The organism is Sporosarcina gallistercoris (genome assembly GCF_014836415.1).
Taxonomy (GTDB): domain Bacteria; phylum Bacillota; class Bacilli; order Bacillales_A; family Planococcaceae; genus Sporosarcina; species Sporosarcina gallistercoris.
Genome location: NZ_JACSQY010000002.1, coordinates 315,832 through 333,915, shown reverse-complemented (window position 1 = coordinate 333,915; position 18,084 = coordinate 315,832). Strand labels below are relative to the sequence as shown.

Sequence of the window (18,084 nt, the reverse complement as noted above, 5' to 3'; positions counted from 1 at the left end):
GATATTCCGGATCTCCCTGGAATATCTGCTTTCTTATTGTGTATGATCTACTAGGTTTTCAAAATCGAAAATGAGTGAATGAGCAATCCTTTAGTGACAGTCTCATCATATCCTATTCGCTATGGGACTTATTTTTAACCTGCAGAATTGCTTGTTTTGCGGTTTCTTTTAGCAAATTGAATGGATTCAACATGGCGTCGGCTACTGTTACGCTGACTGAAGTGATTGCGTGCACACTATCAAATAAGTCACCGAGCGCAGCCCGACTTTCTTCTGTAATGGTTCCGGAAATTAGAACTACCGGAACATTTGCAAGCCGGGCTGCCTGTGCAATTCCATAAGGCGTTTTCCCTGAAAAAGTTTGACTGTCAGAACGCCCTTCTCCGGTAATGACAAGGTCGGCAGTTTCCAAGTATTCATCAAAACGTAGCGTTTCTAATACGACACTTATACCGGGTTTGAAAGTGCTCGGAAAGAAGACTTGGAATGCCCCGCCAGCCCCGCCAGCTGCTCCTGCACCTGGTGTATGGTGCAACGAAATTCCTGTATGCTGCTCAATAATGTCTGCGAAGTTGGTAAGACTTCTATCAAGAATTTCAACCTCCGTGGGAGATGCCCCTTTTTGAGGTCCGAAAACTGACGAAGCACCGTCTGGTCCGATAAACGGATTGGTGACATCTGCTGCAATTAGAAACGTGCTCTCAGCAATGCGAGGATCGAAAAAGAACGAATCGATAACATGTAATTGCTGCAGTGCAGCTCCTCCTTTAGGAATTTCATCCCCTTTTGAGTCTAGCAATCTCATTCCAAGTGCTTGTAAAATCCCTGCGCCCCCGTCATTAGTGGCACTTCCCCCAAGTCCGATAATAAAATTCCGGCATCCCTCATTCAGTGCGTGTAAGAGTAACTGCCCCGTTCCAAAAGATGACGTGATCAGTGGATTCTGAGCTCGATCTTCGAGACGCATGAGGCCGGAAGCTTCCGCTAACTCGATCACGCAAGTAGCGTTATCTCCTAGCATGCCGTAGCGCGCTGGGATGAGGTGACCAAGTGGCCCTTCGACAAGCCGAGATATGAATCTCCCATTTGTCGCCTCGACCAAGCTTTCCATTGTTCCTTCCCCGCCATCGGCTGCAGGAAGTAAATGGATTGTGCTAGTAGGATCAGCTTCACGAATCCCTTCCGTTATCGCTTCAGCTGCATGCAGAGCAGACAAGCTCCCTTTGAAGGAATCGGGTGCAACGAGTATCCTCATACAAACATCATTCCTATCACATAGTAGTTGATGTCTATTATTATATGTACAGAATAGTCTAAATACATTAGACTTGTTGTATAACTATTAAACAGATTTGTAGATTATTTTATACATAGAGGTGGTTATGTGCTGACAAAGCGTCTGGCAGAAGAAATTGTTGAACAAACGATGCTTAGATTATCTTGGAATTTGAATGTCATGGACACGAATGGAATGATTTTAGCTTCAGGAGAAATGGAGAGGGTAGACCGAATCCATGAAGGGGCAGCGCATGTAGCAAAAACCGGTAAATCAATATGGATATCCGAAGAGAGTTTAGAGGAATGGCCAGGCTCAAAGCCCGGTGTGAATTTACCGGTACATTATAAATCACAACTAGTTGGAGTTATCGGCATTACAGGAACCGAGGAGGAGCTGAGAGATGTTGCGCCTCTTGTCCAGTTGACAACTGAAATGATGGTACATCAGTCTTTGTTGACTGCGGAAACGGAGTGGAAGCGAACTGCTAGGGAATTAGTGTTCAAAGAATTGGTTAGTGGGCACCCGGTTTCAGGAGCTACATTGGATCGGATGAATGTGTTATCAATTTCTTTGAAGGGTCCATTTACAATTGTGATTGTTCACCAAAGTGAGACGACACGTATTCCCAATCGTCTAGCAGATTGGTTAGCAGAAGCGCTGGGAATTCGATCTGTGCTGCCTGGAGCGGATCATGGCCATGTCATACCGTTTCTAATATGGGGTGTGGATCGGGAGATAGTGAAAAAAAGAGTGGAACATGCTTATAAACGGAAAGGTGTTTCGATCCTTAAAGTTGGAATCGGTAAAACAGTGTCCGTAGAAGAGGATATCGTATTGGCCTATGAATCTGCCCTCCATGCGATTGAGTTCAGTGTGAAGCATGAAGTCATCAGCGACTTTGAAGCAATTGCAATGCGTGCGTTGGTAGGAGCATACCAGCAACCTTTGCACGAGCATTACGTGGAGAAACTGTTAGGAAATCTTAACGAGCAGCTAATGGAGACGCTTCGAACCTATTTTGACTGCGACCAGCATGTTCAAAATACGTCAAATGAGCTTGGAATACACCGACATACGCTTTCGTACCGACTGAAACGAATCACTGAACTCACAGGGTTGGATCCTACTCGCTTCAGCTCGGCAGTTCAACTGCAATATGCCATGTTGCTAAAAGCTGGCGCACGGATATAAAATGACCGAGCGAAATCCGCTCGGTCATTTTAATCCGATGAATGCAAGATGTCGCCCGGTCTTCTTGTCTTGCCGGTATGAAAACCCATCGTTGCTTTGAAATGTACATATCGGATCGATCATAATGTTAGCACTTGGAATGCCAGCAAGTTCACACTGCGTTTTCACAGTCCGCTGATTATCAATATGATATTTACCTGTCATTTCATTGAACAAAATCCATGGTTCCGCATAGCCGAGTGCATGAAACTTCTCGTAGACATCCTTGTCCACTTCGAACTTGTCTTGACTAAGTGCTGGTCCAATCACTACCTGGAAATCTTCCGGACAACATCCTTCGTGTTCAATGAGATGTTGGAGCAATTTCGGCGTGATTTCTTTGACGGTACCTTGCCAGCCGGAATGGATGACGCCTACGATACCTGCGGGTTCATTGGCAAAAAGCACAGGTACGCAGTCTGCCATGAAGCCAGCGAGAACGATACCACGTTCGTTCGTGTACAGGGCATCCGTGTCGGGGATAGCAGTTGCCTGATCTGTAGCACCTCGTCCGCAATCCGAACGGGTTACTTTGTGGAAGTTCGAATTATGGGTTTGGTTAGCGCAGACGAAATCGGTAACTGCACGTTCAAGAGATGCAGCGAGGGTTTGACGGTTTTTTAAGACATTAGCCGGATTTAAGCACGCGTGTAATGCTAAGTTATGGTCTTCAGGTGCACTAGGATCTTTCAACGTAATACCAGAGAGTGAGCTTCCTTTTAAGTCGTATCGCTTTATTTTCATACCATGCACCTCCAGTTTTCAAAAGATTTGCTAATAATTGTACCACGTCATGGGATTATTTGTGCATGGGATAGGGAAGAAATGAATACACCCTGCCGTATTGAGCAGAGACATTGACAACCTAATTTTTGTGCATTATTGTAGACTATGTTATTCCCTAGTAAGCAGATAGGAATTAATCGAAAAATGAAGAAAAGGGGATGCCAATATACATGAAAGCACTCTGGAACCGATATGCGAATGCATCTTTGATTCTTAAAATAACGATAGCCCTGATTTTAGGGGTAGTAGTTGGATTGCTGATGGGCGAGCAAGCGAGCATGTTTGCGCCTCTTGGAGATCTGTTGATCCGTCTTTTGACCTTCCTGATCATCCCCCTCATATTATTTACGCTCATTGTTGGTGTGAATCAGACAACGATTTCGAACCTCGGCCGAATGGGTGGGAAAGTATTCATCTATTACACGCTCAGTTCTGCAGTTGCAATTGTTGTAGGGCTCGCGGTAGCGACGCTTTTCCAACCTGGATCAGGCATGAAGTTGGACGGGAGTGAGACATTTGAGGTCCCGGATAACCCCGGAATTGTCAATGTGTTACTGAATATAGTCCCATCAAACATTGTCACGGCATTCACAGAAATGAATTTGCTAGGAATCATTTTTACCGCTCTCGTTTTCGGTATTGCAATTTCTGCTATGCGGGGATCCGAAGGGTTGAACGAGCTTGGTAATCATTTGCTGAAAACGATTAGTGCGCTGAACGAAGCATCGCTGTTCATCCTGAAAGGGATTTTACAATACGTACCGATTGGTGTATTTGCAATTATGGCAAAAACGGTGGGAAGCCAAGGGGTCGATACACTTCTTTCGCTCGGTGGAATGATTGGTGTGCTCTATGCGGCATTGCTTGCACAAGTCGTGTTGTACATTGTCGCCATGTTGTTATTCAAAGTGAATCCGCTCACGTTTTTCAAACATACCCGGACTCCGATTACGACAGCATTTGTGACGCAGAGCAGTGCAGGCACATTACCATTGTCGTTGACTGCAGCCCATGATTTAGGATTGCCACGAAGTTTGTATGGTTTCAGTTTGCCGTTAGGTGCTACGATCAATATGGATGGGGCGGCGATACGAATCGCCGTGTCTGCAGTATTTGCTGCAAATATTTCGGGTAACCCGCTGTCGTTGACGGACATGCTAACGGTGGTCTTGGTCGGAACGCTTGCCTCAATTGGAACTGCAGGCGTACCAGGTGCTGGGATTGTCATGATTGCAACGGTTTTTGTGCAGCTTGGCTTACCGATTGAAGCAGTCGCTTTGCTTACGTCGATTGATGCTCTGATTGGAATGGGGGCAACTGCACTGAACGTCACAGGCGACCTCGTAGGTACGACGCTCATTAGTCGTACAGAAAAACAAAAAGGTGCTTCAAAAGAACACACAGAAGAAACTGCGGCGCACTCGTAAAGAGTAGCGTTCCAATAGACTGGTCAGAGCCAGCTTTCGGTGATGCGATATGCGTCCTGAAAGCTGGTTTTTCGCATGGAGTCTGCGTATTGCCTCATTGGAATGAGTGTAAATCCAAGGATCCTACTTCTTCTTACTCGACGAGCACGCACGGAGATGTTTGCATCGAGCTAATAGATTGATTTAATACCTGTGAGGGTATATGATGGAGTCAATTAAAACCAGAAGGAGTGTATGTCATGACACCTCAAGCAACCGTTTATGTATCTTCTACTTGCCCTTACTGCACGATGATGACGAATTATTTGGATGAACAAAAAATTCCATATGAAACCGTCAATGTTTCAGTAGACCAAGAAGCAGGTAAGCGACTCGTAAAAACGACTGGACAGATGGGTGTGCCTCAGACCAAATTGAATGACGTCTGGATTTTAGGATTTGATCCTGAAGGTGTCCAAAAAGCCCTTCGCGGAGAGGCTCAGTGAAGCGTATTGTTGATAAGTTCCGCTGTATGACGTGTTCTGTTGAAACAGACGTGGAAAAGGAAATGACACGGAAATTATTCCCGAAGTTTTGCATCGGACACGTTGCGTTATTTGCAACCGGCATTTTTCTCGTGATCATGGAATGGATGAACTGACAAACCGGCTATCCCTTAACTTTAAATGGGGTAGCCGGTTTGATTTTTTTCTATGAACTTGCGATACTTTACAATAGGAGTGAACGAATTTTTTGTGAATTCATTTGCATTATGCACTTATATGAAAAGGGGAATTGTCATGAAGCTGGATCGATTGCGTCGGTCATTTGAAGAACTTGCGAAGTTTACAGAGGAAGGGGAAGGCATCAACCGACTCGCTTATACAGAAACGGAGCGTAAAGCACGGGAATATATGATCCGGCAGTTCGAAGGAGCCGGCCTCGCTGTGCGCACAGATTACGCGGGAAACGTCATCGCCCGACGTGAAGGAACGACAGCTGAGCTGCCCGTAGTAGCAACAGGTTCCCACATCGACTCGGTCTATGCAGCAGGGGAATTTGACGGAACCGCTGGTGTGCTCGTTGCACTTGAAGTGATGCGCTCGCTTGCGGATGACGACGTTAAAACGCAGCATCCGATGGAAGTCATAATCTTCGCCTGCGAGGAATCGTCACGTTTTGGAGCATCGACACTTGGCAGCAAAGCAATGTCAGGACGGTTGGATCCTGCATATACTCGCTCGCTAACAGATCGAAACAGCGTTACCCTCATGCAAGCGTTTGAAGAAAACGGACTCGACTTGGAAGAAGTCCACTTAGCCATGCGCTTTCAAGATGAATTCAAAGCGTTTGTAGAACTGCATATTGAGCAAGGACCAGTGCTGGAGAAACAGCAAGCGGCTATTGGTGTTGTCTCTGCCATTGCCGCACCTGTCCGTTTCCATGTTCACGTTGGAGGAACAGCTGATCACTCAGGGACAACTCCGATGGATTATCGACATGATGCGCTACTTGGCGGTGCTGAAATTGCACTAGCTGTTGAGCGGGCTGCAATTGCGGAGATTGAGTACGGTACAGTTGGGACAGTCGGTGTATTTTCGATAAAACCGGGTGCTATGAATGTCGTACCAAGTGCAACCGAGATGGACGTCGACATCCGAGGTACGAACACAGAATCACGGCAGCGTGTCGTGGATGCACTTGAAACAGCGGTTAAAGAAGTGGCCGAAGCACGTGGCTTAGACATTTGGATGGATGCCATCTCGAGTGAAGAGCCTGTTCAAATGGATGTCGGAGTGGTGAATGAACTCAAAGCAGTGTGTGAAGAGCGCGGTGTGAATTGGCTGGAAATGCCGAGCGGTGCAGGTCATGACGCCATGAATATGGCGGCGTTCTGTCCGACCGGTATGATCTTTGTTCCATCCAAAGACGGACTTAGTCATAACCCTGCGGAGTATACATCCATGGAGGAATTGTTGGAAGGGGCAGGAGTGTTGCGTGCATTCATGCTAAGACAAGCTAAAGTTGTGTAATCGTTAAAACAGTACGGTGGGACAGTAGTAGTCTCGCTGTACTGTTTTTTGTAAGTGTTCATCTTTGAAACGAGTGATTTTGCCAATTCACACCAAATTCCATCGGCTGATGAATTGGATCACAAAAGGGCAATGTAGAATCTACCGATTAAAGCCCTCAACTCACTTTAATTGTGTCCCGTTATCGGGGATTTTCCTCAAGTGTCGGGGAAATCACTCCAAGTGTCGGAGAAATACCCTCCAGAGATCGAGAATTCCCTGCAAGTGAACGGCAACCGCTCCAAACTGATCGACAACGAGTGAAATCGTAAAAAAAGCCGGCCCATATTCAGAGGGCCGGCCAACACGATTACTTTGCAAAAGGATCCTTATGATCATATTGGTTATTATGAACGACATCACTACGTAAGTACTCAAGGATTTCATCTACAATCTCCACGCCGTTCTTCAACGACTCTTTCTCCTGAAGAGTTGTGTTCTGACCGGGGTATAGCACTTGGTCAAATCCTGGAGCTGGTTTCACCTCATTCAATTCCTTCATCATACCGGAAATGTTGGCGCGGAACAGATCGGAACTTGTGAAGGCACCTGGATCGATCACAATGTGGAGTTGTCCAAGTTCCCTGCCTTTCGTCAAATCATGATACATCGATGACACGTGCTTGCCGAAAGGGAGTCCAAGCAATACACCTGACAAGATATCTATCATCATCATAAGACCGTAGCCTTTAGGTCCGGCAATCGGGAGCAATCCTGTCACCTTAAATGGATCTGTCGTCGGCACGCCGTCTTTGTCCACTGCCCACGTATCCGGAATGGATTCACCTTTCGACCTTGCATGCAAGATCTTTCCCCATGCTTGAATGCTTGTCGCCATATCGAAAATGATCTTGTCGTCGCCTACGCCAGGCGCCGCGAACGCTATCGGGTTTGTGCCGAAATACGGCTCAGCTCCGCCAAAAGGAACGACCATTGGATCGGATTGGCACATTGAAATTCCAATCATTCCAGCTTCCGCCGCTTGTTGGACGAAGTAGGACATGGCTCCGCTATGACTCATCCGACGAATACCGACAATGGCTGTGCCGTTTTCCTTGGCCATTTCAATCGCACGGGTCATCGCGTCTTTTGCGGCTACGTGCCCCACGCCGTTATCTGCATCGAGTACAGCAGTTCCTGGTCCGGTCTTCTTGAATTGAACATCCGGATTAACAGTAATGCCGCCTTTTGCTATTCGCTCCGCGTAATATTCCGTCCGCATCGCCCCGTGTGAAAAGATTCCGCGAGCATCAGCGTGAGCGAGCACATCGGCAACTACCTCCGCGTCTTTCCGTTGCAGCCCCGCTTGTGTCAGTTTGTTTGCCATCAGTTCTTTCAATTCCTCAATCGATACGTTCATCTCCAACACTCCTTCTGGCTCTGCCAGTAATTTAGGTGGTCTTCATCTGAAACCATTCTTGTAAAAATGCAATCCCATGATTCACAGCACGCATAGAGTCCGGATCATCCATATTGGCATCGAAGTTGTGCTTCCCGTGGGCTATGGTCATGAGTTCGTTTGGTACCCCTACTGAATCCAGTTTTGCTTTCATGGCAACCGATTCCGCGTACGGGACATCTTCGTCATCATCCCCATGTATCAGAAGAGTTGCCGGATATTCGGAATCCGCTAATTCAACGGGTGCATAGCGCGCAAGCTCCCCTTCTTCCATAGCGTCTGAACCCGCCACCCAATCGAGCCATGTACCTTGCTGGCGGCAATACAAGTAAATCGCATACCGGCGTTCGATCGGAGCCGACGAAATCGGATGAGGCTGAATCAGTTGTTTCGCCAATAATTCAGGCACCGTCGTCATAGATGTAAAGTGCGGACTCGGGTTCCGATACCAGTCACCCGTAACTTGTCCGTATCCGTAAAACGCCACGATCGCATCGGGCTTCACATCAAACGTTCCGGATAGCAGCGCTAGATAACCTCCTGCTGAACTGCCGACCACAGCTACCCGTTTCTGATCGAAATCGAATTGAGCAGGTGCTTCCGTCTTAATCCACACTAGCAAATCCTTCACATCATCCCGTATCTCGGAAAGCTTGGACTCAGGAGCTAGTCGATAATCTACAGAAAACACGTTGAATCCAGCCTCATTATAAAGACGGATCTGCTCACGGTTCATGTCATTCCGAGTACCCCAAATCAGGCCGCCGCCATGAATGTAGATCAGTAAAGGTGCCTGTGCAACAGCAGTTTCATGAAGCACACCGTGAATCTCACACCCGTCCACTCGTTTGTAAACAAAAGTCTCTGCCATAATCGCATCCTCTTTCCTTAATATCTGTCTGTCTTTTCGTTGAAAGTATCGATGGGTCATGATAATCGTCTAGCGAACTCTTATGTAAATCCGTTTCTGCCACTATCTTACGACACGAAACGCCAAGAATACAGCTTTCAATTCACAATTTTATGTTTTTGCAATGTTACGATGCTGTATTTTATTCGTCTGCAATGCAAATTAGGATACAATGGGTTTGGATAAAATATAACCAGCTTTCGCCAAGTTTGGTGTTTCCCAATGTAGGAAATACATGCTATGGCAAGCGCGTTGATTTTAAAAAATACTTACAGGGGTGATTTTTGTGCTTCATACGATTATCAAGAAGAACTCGTACCAAGACTCCATTAACCTCATGTTGCTGACAAACTCAGTAGCTACTATGGAAGGTCTCAACAAAGTACAAATCATGATGGCAACGCCAGCGAACAAAGACATCTTTAAAGATGCAGGGTTGCATACAGAAGAACTTGAAGCAGCAGAATCGAACGATATGGCAATCGTTGTCGACACAGACAATGCAGATATGATGGATGCAGTTCTTGAAAAAGTGGAACAATATCTGAATGACCAATCCATCAGCAACAAAAAGCAAGGATTCGAAACTGTTCGTACGTGGGACAAAGCAGTGGATGCACTGCCGAATGCAAACGTTGCCATGATTTCAGTGCCAGGTGAATATGCGGCAGATGAAGCGGACAAGGCATTGGACCGTGGTCTTCACGTGTTCATGTTCAGTGATAACGTTACAGTGGAAGACGAGCTTCGTTTAAAGCAAAAAGCACACGACAAAGGGCTGCTTGTCATGGGGCCGGACTGTGGTACAGGAATTCTTGACGGAGTACCTTTAGCATTCGCAAACGTTGTGAACAAAGGTCGTATTGGACTTGTCGGTGCATCAGGAACAGGAATCCAGGAAGTATCTACAATTATCGATCGCTTAGGAGAAGGCGTAAGCCACGCTATCGGTACGGGTGGACGTGACTTGAAAGATCCGATCGGTGCCATCACGATGATGGATGGAATCCGGGCTCTTGAAAACCACAGCCAGACTGAAATTATCACAATTATTTCCAAGCCACCTGCAGAACATGTACGTAACGAAGTGATGGAACTTCTTCAAAGCTTGACGAAGCCGGTCGTTGCTGTATTCCTAGGAGAAAAACCTGAGCAGTATGAAGGCAATGTGTACCAAGCATATACACTCGCGGAAACTGCTCATATTGCAGTGGACCTCGCTCGTGGTAACGAAGTGAAACCTGATTACAATTCAGGAGACTTCACTGTAGAGAATGCAAGCTTGAAAGAAGGTCAGAAGACACTTAAAGGATTATATTCCGGTGGGACACTAGCATCTGAAGCAGCTGTTCTGATCTCTGACGCCTTAGGTCTGGGCACACACATTAAAAACGAAGAAGGCTATGTATTGAAGCACGAGGGTCAGGAAATTGTTGACCTTGGCGACGATAAGTATACACAAGGGAAGCCACACCCGATGATCGATCCTGAAACTCGTTCGAAATTCATCGAACAAGCAGGAGACGATGAAACAACGGCTGTTATCTTGCTGGACTTTGTTCTTGGCTATGGTTCACATGACGATATGGCAAGCGCTTTGCTTCCGTCTATCAACAAAGCGGTAGCAAAAGCAAAAGAAGGCGGTCGTACATTGCACGTCGTCGCTACTGTATGTGGTACGAAAAACGATCCGCAAAGCTATGACGGTCACGTAAAACAGTTGAGAGAAGCTGGCGTCATCGTAAAAGAAACAAACAACGAAGCAGTCCGTACGGCACTTAGCATTGTTGGACTTCACGTTGAGGATAACCAGAAGAAACATGTAGAAGGAACCAAGTCGGCTAAGAAATTCGATCTCTCTGTATCAGAAGACATCGCGTCACTCGTTTCGGAACGCCCACGCGTCATTAACGTCGGCTTGAAGGGCTTTACTGGGGCACTATCAGACACAGGTACACAGTTCGTCCAATACGACTGGCGTCCAGTTGCTGGCGGTAATGCACGTATGGCTAAAATCTTAAGCTTGCTGAAATAATTTCAGAATGATGAAGATAGAAGGTCCAGATCCGCTCTGGACTGGGCCTTCTCCATGCAGATGGAGACATCTGTAAATATGACGAATGAGGTGTGTACGTTATGAACTACAAGTCAATGGATGAAGCAAACAAAGCGGTTATTGATAAAATTACTGGATCCGCTCCGTTTCTAGTGGGTGTTGTACCGGCTAAAGATAAAATTAAAGAACTGAATGACGGAAAAGTATTGCTACATGCAGGTCCACCAATCGAGTGGAACGACATGACTGGTCCGATGCAAGGATCTTGTATCGGTGCATCGATCTATGAGGGCTGGGCATCTAACGAAGAAGAAGCGGAAAAGCAACTAGCAAGCGGCGAAGTGAAATTCATCCCATGTCACCACGTGAATGCGGTTGGCCCGATGGGTGGTATCACATCTGCTAATATGCCCGTATTCGTTGTGGAAAACCGGACAGATGGTAACGAAGCCTATTGCATCATGAACGAAGGAATCGGGAAAGTTCTTCGTTTCGGTGCCAATTCACAAGAAGTCATCGATCGTTTGAAATGGATGCAAAATGTTCTTGGACCAACGATTGCAAAAGCACTGGCACTTACTGAAGACGGATTGAATTTGAACGTTATTATTGCTAAAGCGATTACAATGGGCGATGAATTCCATCAGCGTAACATTGCAGCATCTTTAATCTTCTTGAAAGAGATGAGCCCATACATCGTACAGTTGGATATGGATGAAAACGACCGTAAAGACGTTATTCAATTCTTGGCTGACACTGACCAATTCTTCCTCAATATCGCAATGGCGACAGGAAAAGCTGTAATGGATGGAGCTCGTACTATTCAAGACGGAACTGTTGTCACAGCAATGTGCCGTAATGGTAAAGACTTCGGAATTCGTATTAGCGGAATGGGTGATGAGTGGTTCACAGCTCCAGTTAACACGCCGCAAGGTCTCTTCTTCACGGGGTATTCCCAAGATGATGCTAATCCGGATATCGGGGACAGTGCAATCACTGAAACATTCGGTGTCGGCGGTATGGCAATGATCGCAGCACCTGGTGTTACTCGTTTCGTAGGTGCAGGCGGTTTTGATGATGCGCTTGCAACAAGTAATGAAATGACAGAGATTTGTGTCTCACAAAATAGTAACTTTACAATCCCTACTTGGGACTTCCAAGGAGCTTGCCTCGGAATCGATGCACGCAAAGTAGTTGAAACGGGTATTGAGCCAGTGATCAATACAGGAATTGCGCACAAAAAAGCAGGAATGGGTCAAGTCGGAGCGGGAACTGTCCGTGCTCCTAAAGAATGTTTCGAAAAAGCATTAGAAGCATATGCCGTGAAGCTAGGATTGATCTAATGGTTCGGCCGCAAGCTAGATTAACGATCCTGCATGCGACGGAATACCAGCAACAGATCCCGTTCCATTTGGCAAAGCATCCGGTTTGCCAAATCCATAGCATGTTTCAGAATGGGCTGAATATCAAAAGCGCTAATCGTCTATTTTTCATCGGAACGGTAAAAAATGGTCGTTTACCATTTGGTATTCATCTGACACCAGAGCAATTGCAGCAATTGTTAAATGGAATAACTGAAGATTCCTCTGTTTCTTGGGAACCGAATGAGCGCACTCTCTCGTTCGGAGAGACAGGACCAGTTGTGAGCATTGTAGGAGCAGACCCTTTTGACTGGAGAATCTTGCGTGCACCGATAACGAGTGAGTTAATAGCGGATAATTTGACGATGCTTGTTGCTATCTTACTTGAAGAGCCGCGAGTGACTGGTTTGGACATCGATATCGAATCATGGTTGACCAGACAGTTGCAGGGACATCCTGCTAACAGTCTGACAGAGCAGCATCTCTTTGCGTTATTGGATGTCATGGAATCTTCAAACACAAACGATATCGAACAGCACCTCAGGTTCCTCATAGGTCGGGGACAAGGACTGACCCCGTCAGGTGACGATCATTTGGTCGGCTTGCTCGCCATACATGAAGCAGCAGGCATTTTATCCAACCCCTTTGTGGAGACGTTAAGACGCCTTATTGAAAAGGAACGCCTGACGACTGATATAGGTAGGGAGTACTTACTCTACGCTTTAGATGGACAGTTCAGCTCGACAGTCGTACAATCGGCTTCAGAATTGACACGGAAGACAGATATTTATATGCTAAAACCACTGCTTTCGGAATTGCTCGATATGGGGCATAGTTCTGGAATCGATACAGTTTTTGGCATGTTACTCGGCTTACTAACGCTAAGGAGGAAACTAGAATGACAGAAAAAGTAGTAATTGCACTCGGGGGTAACGCAATCCTGCAACCTAAGCAGGAAGCGACTTATGAGAACCAGCGTGAAAACGTACGGATCAGTACTGAAATCATTGCGAAAATTGTCAAGAATGGTCATGAAGTCATCGTTACACACGGCAACGGCCCGCAAGTAGGCAACATTCTTCGTCAGAACGAAGAAGCCAAAGACGTTGTTCCTGCACTTCCACTTGACGTTTGTAGCGCAGAATCACAAGGGTTCATCGGGTACATGATGGAACAGACCTTGAAGAACGAACTCAATAAATTGGGCCTCAACAACCAAGTGGTCAGTATGCTGACGCAAACAGAAGTAGACCGTAATGATCCTGCATTTGCAGATCCATCCAAACCAATTGGTGTCTTCTATTCAGAAGAAGAAGCGAAGCAATTGGCAGCGGAAAAAGGCTGGGATGTTAAAGAAGATGCAGGTCGTGGCTGGAGACGTGTTGTTGCTTCTCCAAATCCGAAGTCGATCCTCAGCTCCCAGACGATTAAAATGCTGACAGATAACGATGTGATTGTCATCGCTTCCGGCGGCGGCGGTATTCCGGTTGTACGTGAAGAAGATGGCAGCCTTACAGGAATCGAAGCGGTTATTGATAAAGACCGCAGTGCGTTCCGTCTAGCTGAAGAGGCAAAAGCGGACGTTCTCATGATCTTGACTGATGTCGATAACGTATTCGTAAACTACGGCAAGCCGGATCAAAAAGCACTTGGGACGATTACGCTTGAAGAAGCGAAAGCCTATGCAGACCAAGGCCAATTCTCTGCAGGCAGCATGGGACCTAAAATGGAAGCAGCTATGAAGTTCGCTGAAATGGGTGGACGTGCTATCATCTGTTCTCTTGGACAAGCGGACCTTGCAGTAGAAGGTAAGGCTGGCACACAGATTAAAAAATAAGTTTACCAATGGTATTGACCATAGTCATCACGACACTGGTCAATACCCTTTTGGTATGTACATAAAGTTTTAGAGGATTACATAATGGGTCAATTTTCAAAGGGAAAGGGGAGAGTGCGGGTGAAAAATAGGCGGGCGCGTTCTTTTAAAAAGGAACTCATTTACTCGTTTCTGACAATAGGCTTGACGTCGATTATTGTCCTCGGAATTTTCCAGTTTTTCCAGCTCTCCTCTTTAATCGAAGGCAATCAGGAAAGTCAAAAGAAAGTGACCGGATTTCTAGAGGACAATATTGAAAGTTATATGGATCAGCACGGAAGAATCATTGAAACGATGTCTTCTAATATTGCGCCATTATTGGAAGAGGGTCGTACATCAAAAATAGAGGAGAAGTTGCGCGATATAAAACTGAACTACCCTGGATTTGTAAACTTGTACGTAGGAGATGCAAACGGCGAATCTCTTGTATTTTATCCATCTGTCTACACGGACGGGGTGAAACGAGAGCACTTGAATTTTAGCGACCGATCCTATTACAAGGAACTTCTCGAAAGAAACGAACAAGTCGTCTCTCCAGTCTTTTATGGGAGAGGAGGGACGGATATCCTATTGGTTGCGATTGTTTCACCAATTTTCGATAGCAAAGGGAAGATGCAAGGGTATATTTTAGGAGCTATCGATTTAAACGCTTTGGAAAAATACGTGTCTACGCGGATATCGGGCGAAGCGAGTTACGCGGTGTTACTGGACCAAGATAACAATGTGATTGTGCACCCTGATGTTAATACGAAAACAGAAATGGTGAATCTGACGGATTCCAAAATTGTGAAGACAATCAATGATCAGTCGGAGAAGTCCATGAATAGCCTGACCATCAAAGAAGAAGGCAGCGAAGAAGAATTCATTACCTATGCGAAAATCCGGGATCTCGATTGGACCGTATGGATTGCTAATCCGTCCACCCTGATAACAAAACCACTCAGAAGTGCTGTGAACACAATTTTATGGTTCATTCCGGTTACGGCGTTATTTGTCGTTTTGGCCAGTCTGTATTTAACCAATCGACTCGAAAGGACGATCCGCAATCTCCTTGATACGATTAAGCGCTATTCTGTAAGTTATAAGACGAACCAACCTGTTCAACTATCAGAACGCATTGAAGGGCCGCAAGAAATGACGGATTTGCTGACTCACTTCAATGATATGATATCCGAAATTGAAGAAAACCGAAACGAACTCATTGAACTGAATACACGACTTGAAGGACGTGTTCAAGAACGAACTGCTAATTTGGAACAGCGAAATGCCGAGTTACAGGCAGTCAACCAATTGATTACGCCGGTGTCTTCAAAAATGGATCTGTCTCATTTCATCCAATTGTGCCTTCAAAACATCGAGCAATCGGTACCTTTCAATGTGCACATTTGGTTTCGTGAACTGGCAGTGACGAGCCAAGTCATTTACGCAGATAAAAGTTTGCAGAGTTATTTGGAAAAAAATGTACAAGGCGCTAATCACCATATGGAACCGATTGTATTGGATGGGCTGCCAAACGGCTATCTGATCATCGATTTACTGGATGGGCAGACGATCGAGCCGAGAGAGCAGGCATTCCTACAAACGTTTTCCCGCTCGCTTGCAATTATGTTGCAGAATAAGCTGTTGTTTGAGCAATACCGTAACAAGCACGCTGAACTTGATGCAGTTCTTGAAAGTATGTCAGAAGGAATTATGCTTCTCAATAATGATCAGCAGATCGATTATGTGAACGAATTCTTTTTGAATGTCACTGATGGAGATGGCACGAATGGACCTCTGGTGCATTTGTCCGATGTGTTTGAACGTATTCACGTGCTGTTTGAGATTACTACCGAAGAACTTGCTTCGTTTTTTGAAAACGAAGCAAGCGAATTGAAACTGGAATACAAAACGAAATCGGGCAACGCTGATTTCTATATGCTCCATAAATTTTCTGTCATATCAGATGAGAAAAAAATTGGTGAGGGACTGCTAATTCGTGATATAACAAAAGAGGAAGAAATCGATACATTGAAAAACAACTTAATTTCATTAACTTCCCATGAATTCAAAACACCGATCACGAACATAAGAGGAAGTGTGGAAACGCTGCTGCGGGAAGATGTGGAGTGGGAACAGGACTTCCAAGATGAATTGCTGGAAGGGGTCCATGAAGACATTGAGCGCATCCAACACTTGGTAGATGATTGGATGGATATTTCAAAAATAGAATCCGGTTCCATGTACATTGAACGGGATATGGTCCGAGCAGATCACGTGATTGAGAAGTCGATTGAACTCGTACCCCTTACATTGAAAGAAGGTGCGACTCTTTCGTTCCACAACAAAGCCGAGGATTCCTTATTTTTCTATGCAGACAAAACCAGGGTGCAGCAAGTGTTGGTGAATCTCTTTACGAATGCTTTACGATATAACGATCATCCACAAAAGCGGATCGATATTACCTTGGAAAAAAAGAACGAGTTCTTAACGATCGCAGTAACGGACAATGGAATTGGTATTTCAAAAGAGCATTTACAAAAAATCTTCAATCGGTTCTATCAAGTGGACGTCACTGCTACTCGACGTTCAGGTGGGACAGGCTTAGGACTATCCATTTGCGAAGGGATTATGGAAGCGCATGAAGGAAAGATCGAAGTCGATAGTAAACCAGGAGAAGGCAGCACATTTACACTCTACTTTCCAATACGAGAGGGGTCTTAAGAGGTGAAACAAAAAATATGTGTCGTAGACGATGAGGCGAAAATTTTGCGTTTCATCTCTGCGAATTTACGATCGGTTGGCTATGAAGTCGTGACCGCGGATTCAGGGGAAGAATTGTTGGAAAAATATGATCTGATTTCACCCGATTTGATATTACTCGACATTATGATGCCAGGAAAGGATGGTTTTTACGTATTGGAAGAACTACGGAAGTTTTCCCATACGCCTATTATCATGCTTACAGCAAGAAGTAATCCTAAAGATAAAGTGAACGGGTTGAACCTCGGGGCTGACGATTACTTGACGAAACCGTTTTCGCTAGACGAACTGTTTGCGCGCGTCAATGCAGTTCTTCGCAGGAGTCAGCCAAGTCTTGCAGATGGGGCAGCAGGAACATCGTCTGTAATCGAAACGGGGTCTTTACAAGTGGATGTCGGTGGAAAGAGGATCTGGATTGACGATGAAGAGTTGAAATTGACCCAGACGGAGTTTTCTTTGTTGGAAATCCTGGCATTGAATCTCGATAAAGTGGTACAACACGAATCGTTGCTGTCAGAAGTGTGGGGCCCCCAGTATCGAGACGATGTCGAGTATTTACGTGTGGGGATAGCAAGGATCCGCCGTAAAATCAAAGAGCGATTGAAGGAGCCCGAAGAGTATATTGTCACGTATCCCGGTCTTGGATACATGTTGAAAAGTGTCACAGCCCATCACGAATAGGATGGGTATACTCCAACGTGCTACATACTCACTTTGAATCATGGTTAAATGCAGAGAGTCTGGATTCAGGGTCGATCGATACTCCTTGCTAGTATGTTGAAGTGAAATTTCTATGGTTCCGAGATATTAGTTGGTTGGAACGGAAGGCGACGACTCCGGAGGGATCGATGCAGATTGAAGACCCCGCAGGAGCGAAGCAACGAGGAGGCTGAAATCGAGCCCCTCGGAAAGCGTTCGCCTGGAGTGGAAAGCAACGCTGCCAGGTCTTATTATTTAATTCAACCTA

Annotated in this window: 15 protein-coding genes; 11 read left to right on the top strand and 4 right to left on the bottom strand. The window is 45.7% G+C overall.

Going from position 1 to position 18,084, the window contains the following annotated elements:
- Positions 1-112: 112 nt before the first annotated feature.
- Positions 113-1,255, bottom strand: a complete 1,143-nt coding sequence (locus H9659_RS04920; RefSeq protein ID WP_191688808.1) for a glycerate kinase — start codon at positions 1,253-1,255, stop codon at positions 113-115.
- Between the two features lie 129 nt (positions 1,256-1,384).
- Here H9659_RS04920 and H9659_RS04915 point away from each other — a divergent pair, with 129 nt between their 5' ends.
- The gene (locus tag H9659_RS04915; protein WP_191688807.1) at positions 1,385-2,470 is read left to right on the top strand and encodes a CdaR family transcriptional regulator; all 1,086 of its coding nucleotides are present in this window, start codon (positions 1,385-1,387) and stop codon (positions 2,468-2,470) included.
- A gap of 24 nt (positions 2,471-2,494) precedes the next feature.
- Here H9659_RS04915 and pgeF read toward each other — a convergent pair whose 3' ends face one another.
- Positions 2,495-3,253 carry a peptidoglycan editing factor PgeF gene (gene pgeF / locus H9659_RS04910; protein ID WP_191688806.1) on the bottom strand — a complete coding sequence of 253 codons (759 nt, stop codon included), beginning with the start codon at positions 3,251-3,253 and terminating at the stop codon, positions 2,495-2,497.
- Positions 3,254-3,465: 212 nt separating this feature from the next.
- Here pgeF and H9659_RS04905 point away from each other — a divergent pair, with 212 nt between their 5' ends.
- The 4 genes from H9659_RS04905 (at position 3,466) to H9659_RS04890 (ending at position 6,734) form a co-directional block, all read left to right on the top strand.
- Positions 3,466-4,722, top strand: a complete 1,257-nt coding sequence (locus H9659_RS04905; protein ID WP_191688805.1) for a dicarboxylate/amino acid:cation symporter — start codon at positions 3,466-3,468, stop codon at positions 4,720-4,722.
- A gap of 239 nt (positions 4,723-4,961) precedes the next feature.
- A complete protein-coding gene (locus tag H9659_RS04900; RefSeq protein ID WP_191688804.1) occupies positions 4,962-5,207 on the top strand; it encodes a glutaredoxin family protein in 246 nt (81 codons plus the stop codon).
- Positions 5,204-5,362 (top strand): hypothetical protein, encoded by a 159-nt coding sequence (locus tag H9659_RS04895; protein ID WP_191688803.1) that lies wholly within the window; start codon positions 5,204-5,206, stop codon positions 5,360-5,362. The genes H9659_RS04900 and H9659_RS04895 overlap by 4 nt, the downstream gene beginning before the upstream one ends.
- A 139-nt stretch (positions 5,363-5,501) precedes the next feature.
- The gene (locus H9659_RS04890; protein WP_191688802.1) at positions 5,502-6,734 is read left to right on the top strand and encodes a Zn-dependent hydrolase; all 1,233 of its coding nucleotides are present in this window, start codon (positions 5,502-5,504) and stop codon (positions 6,732-6,734) included.
- Between the two features lie 349 nt (positions 6,735-7,083).
- Here H9659_RS04890 and allD read toward each other — a convergent pair whose 3' ends face one another.
- Both allD and H9659_RS04880 read right to left on the bottom strand, forming a co-directional pair.
- Positions 7,084-8,133, bottom strand: a complete 1,050-nt coding sequence (gene allD, locus H9659_RS04885) for an ureidoglycolate dehydrogenase (RefSeq protein WP_191688801.1) — start codon at positions 8,131-8,133, stop codon at positions 7,084-7,086.
- Between the two features lie 31 nt (positions 8,134-8,164).
- Positions 8,165-9,043: an alpha/beta hydrolase gene (locus H9659_RS04880; RefSeq protein ID WP_191688800.1), complete on the bottom strand. Its 879-nt coding sequence runs from the start codon at positions 9,041-9,043 to the stop codon at positions 8,165-8,167.
- A 325-nt stretch (positions 9,044-9,368) separates the two neighbouring features.
- On the opposite strand from H9659_RS04880, the gene fdrA reads away from it, so the two are divergent.
- The 6 genes from fdrA (at position 9,369) to H9659_RS15635 (ending at position 17,798) form a co-directional block, all read left to right on the top strand.
- Positions 9,369-11,117: an acyl-CoA synthetase FdrA gene (gene fdrA, locus H9659_RS04875; RefSeq protein WP_191688799.1), complete on the top strand. Its 1,749-nt coding sequence runs from the start codon at positions 9,369-9,371 to the stop codon at positions 11,115-11,117.
- Between the two features lie 101 nt (positions 11,118-11,218).
- On the top strand, positions 11,219-12,481 hold the full coding sequence (locus tag H9659_RS04870) for a YlbE family protein (RefSeq protein WP_191688798.1): 1,263 nt from the start codon (positions 11,219-11,221) through the stop codon (positions 12,479-12,481).
- The gene (locus tag H9659_RS04865) at positions 12,481-13,401 is read left to right on the top strand and encodes a DUF2877 domain-containing protein (protein ID WP_191688797.1); all 921 of its coding nucleotides are present in this window, start codon (positions 12,481-12,483) and stop codon (positions 13,399-13,401) included. Before H9659_RS04870 ends, H9659_RS04865 begins: the two co-directional genes overlap by 1 nt.
- Complete coding sequence (gene arcC, locus H9659_RS04860) at positions 13,398-14,336, top strand: carbamate kinase (protein ID WP_191688796.1); 939 nt, start codon at positions 13,398-13,400, stop codon at positions 14,334-14,336. The genes H9659_RS04865 and arcC overlap by 4 nt, the downstream gene beginning before the upstream one ends.
- A 120-nt stretch (positions 14,337-14,456) precedes the next feature.
- On the top strand, positions 14,457-17,078 hold the full coding sequence (locus H9659_RS04855; RefSeq protein WP_318240688.1) for a sensor histidine kinase: 2,622 nt from the start codon (positions 14,457-14,459) through the stop codon (positions 17,076-17,078).
- A gap of 3 nt (positions 17,079-17,081) precedes the next feature.
- Entirely contained in the window at positions 17,082-17,798 is a 717-nt protein-coding gene (locus H9659_RS15635; protein WP_191688794.1) for a response regulator transcription factor, read from the top strand.
- Positions 17,799-18,084: the final 286 nt, after the last annotated feature.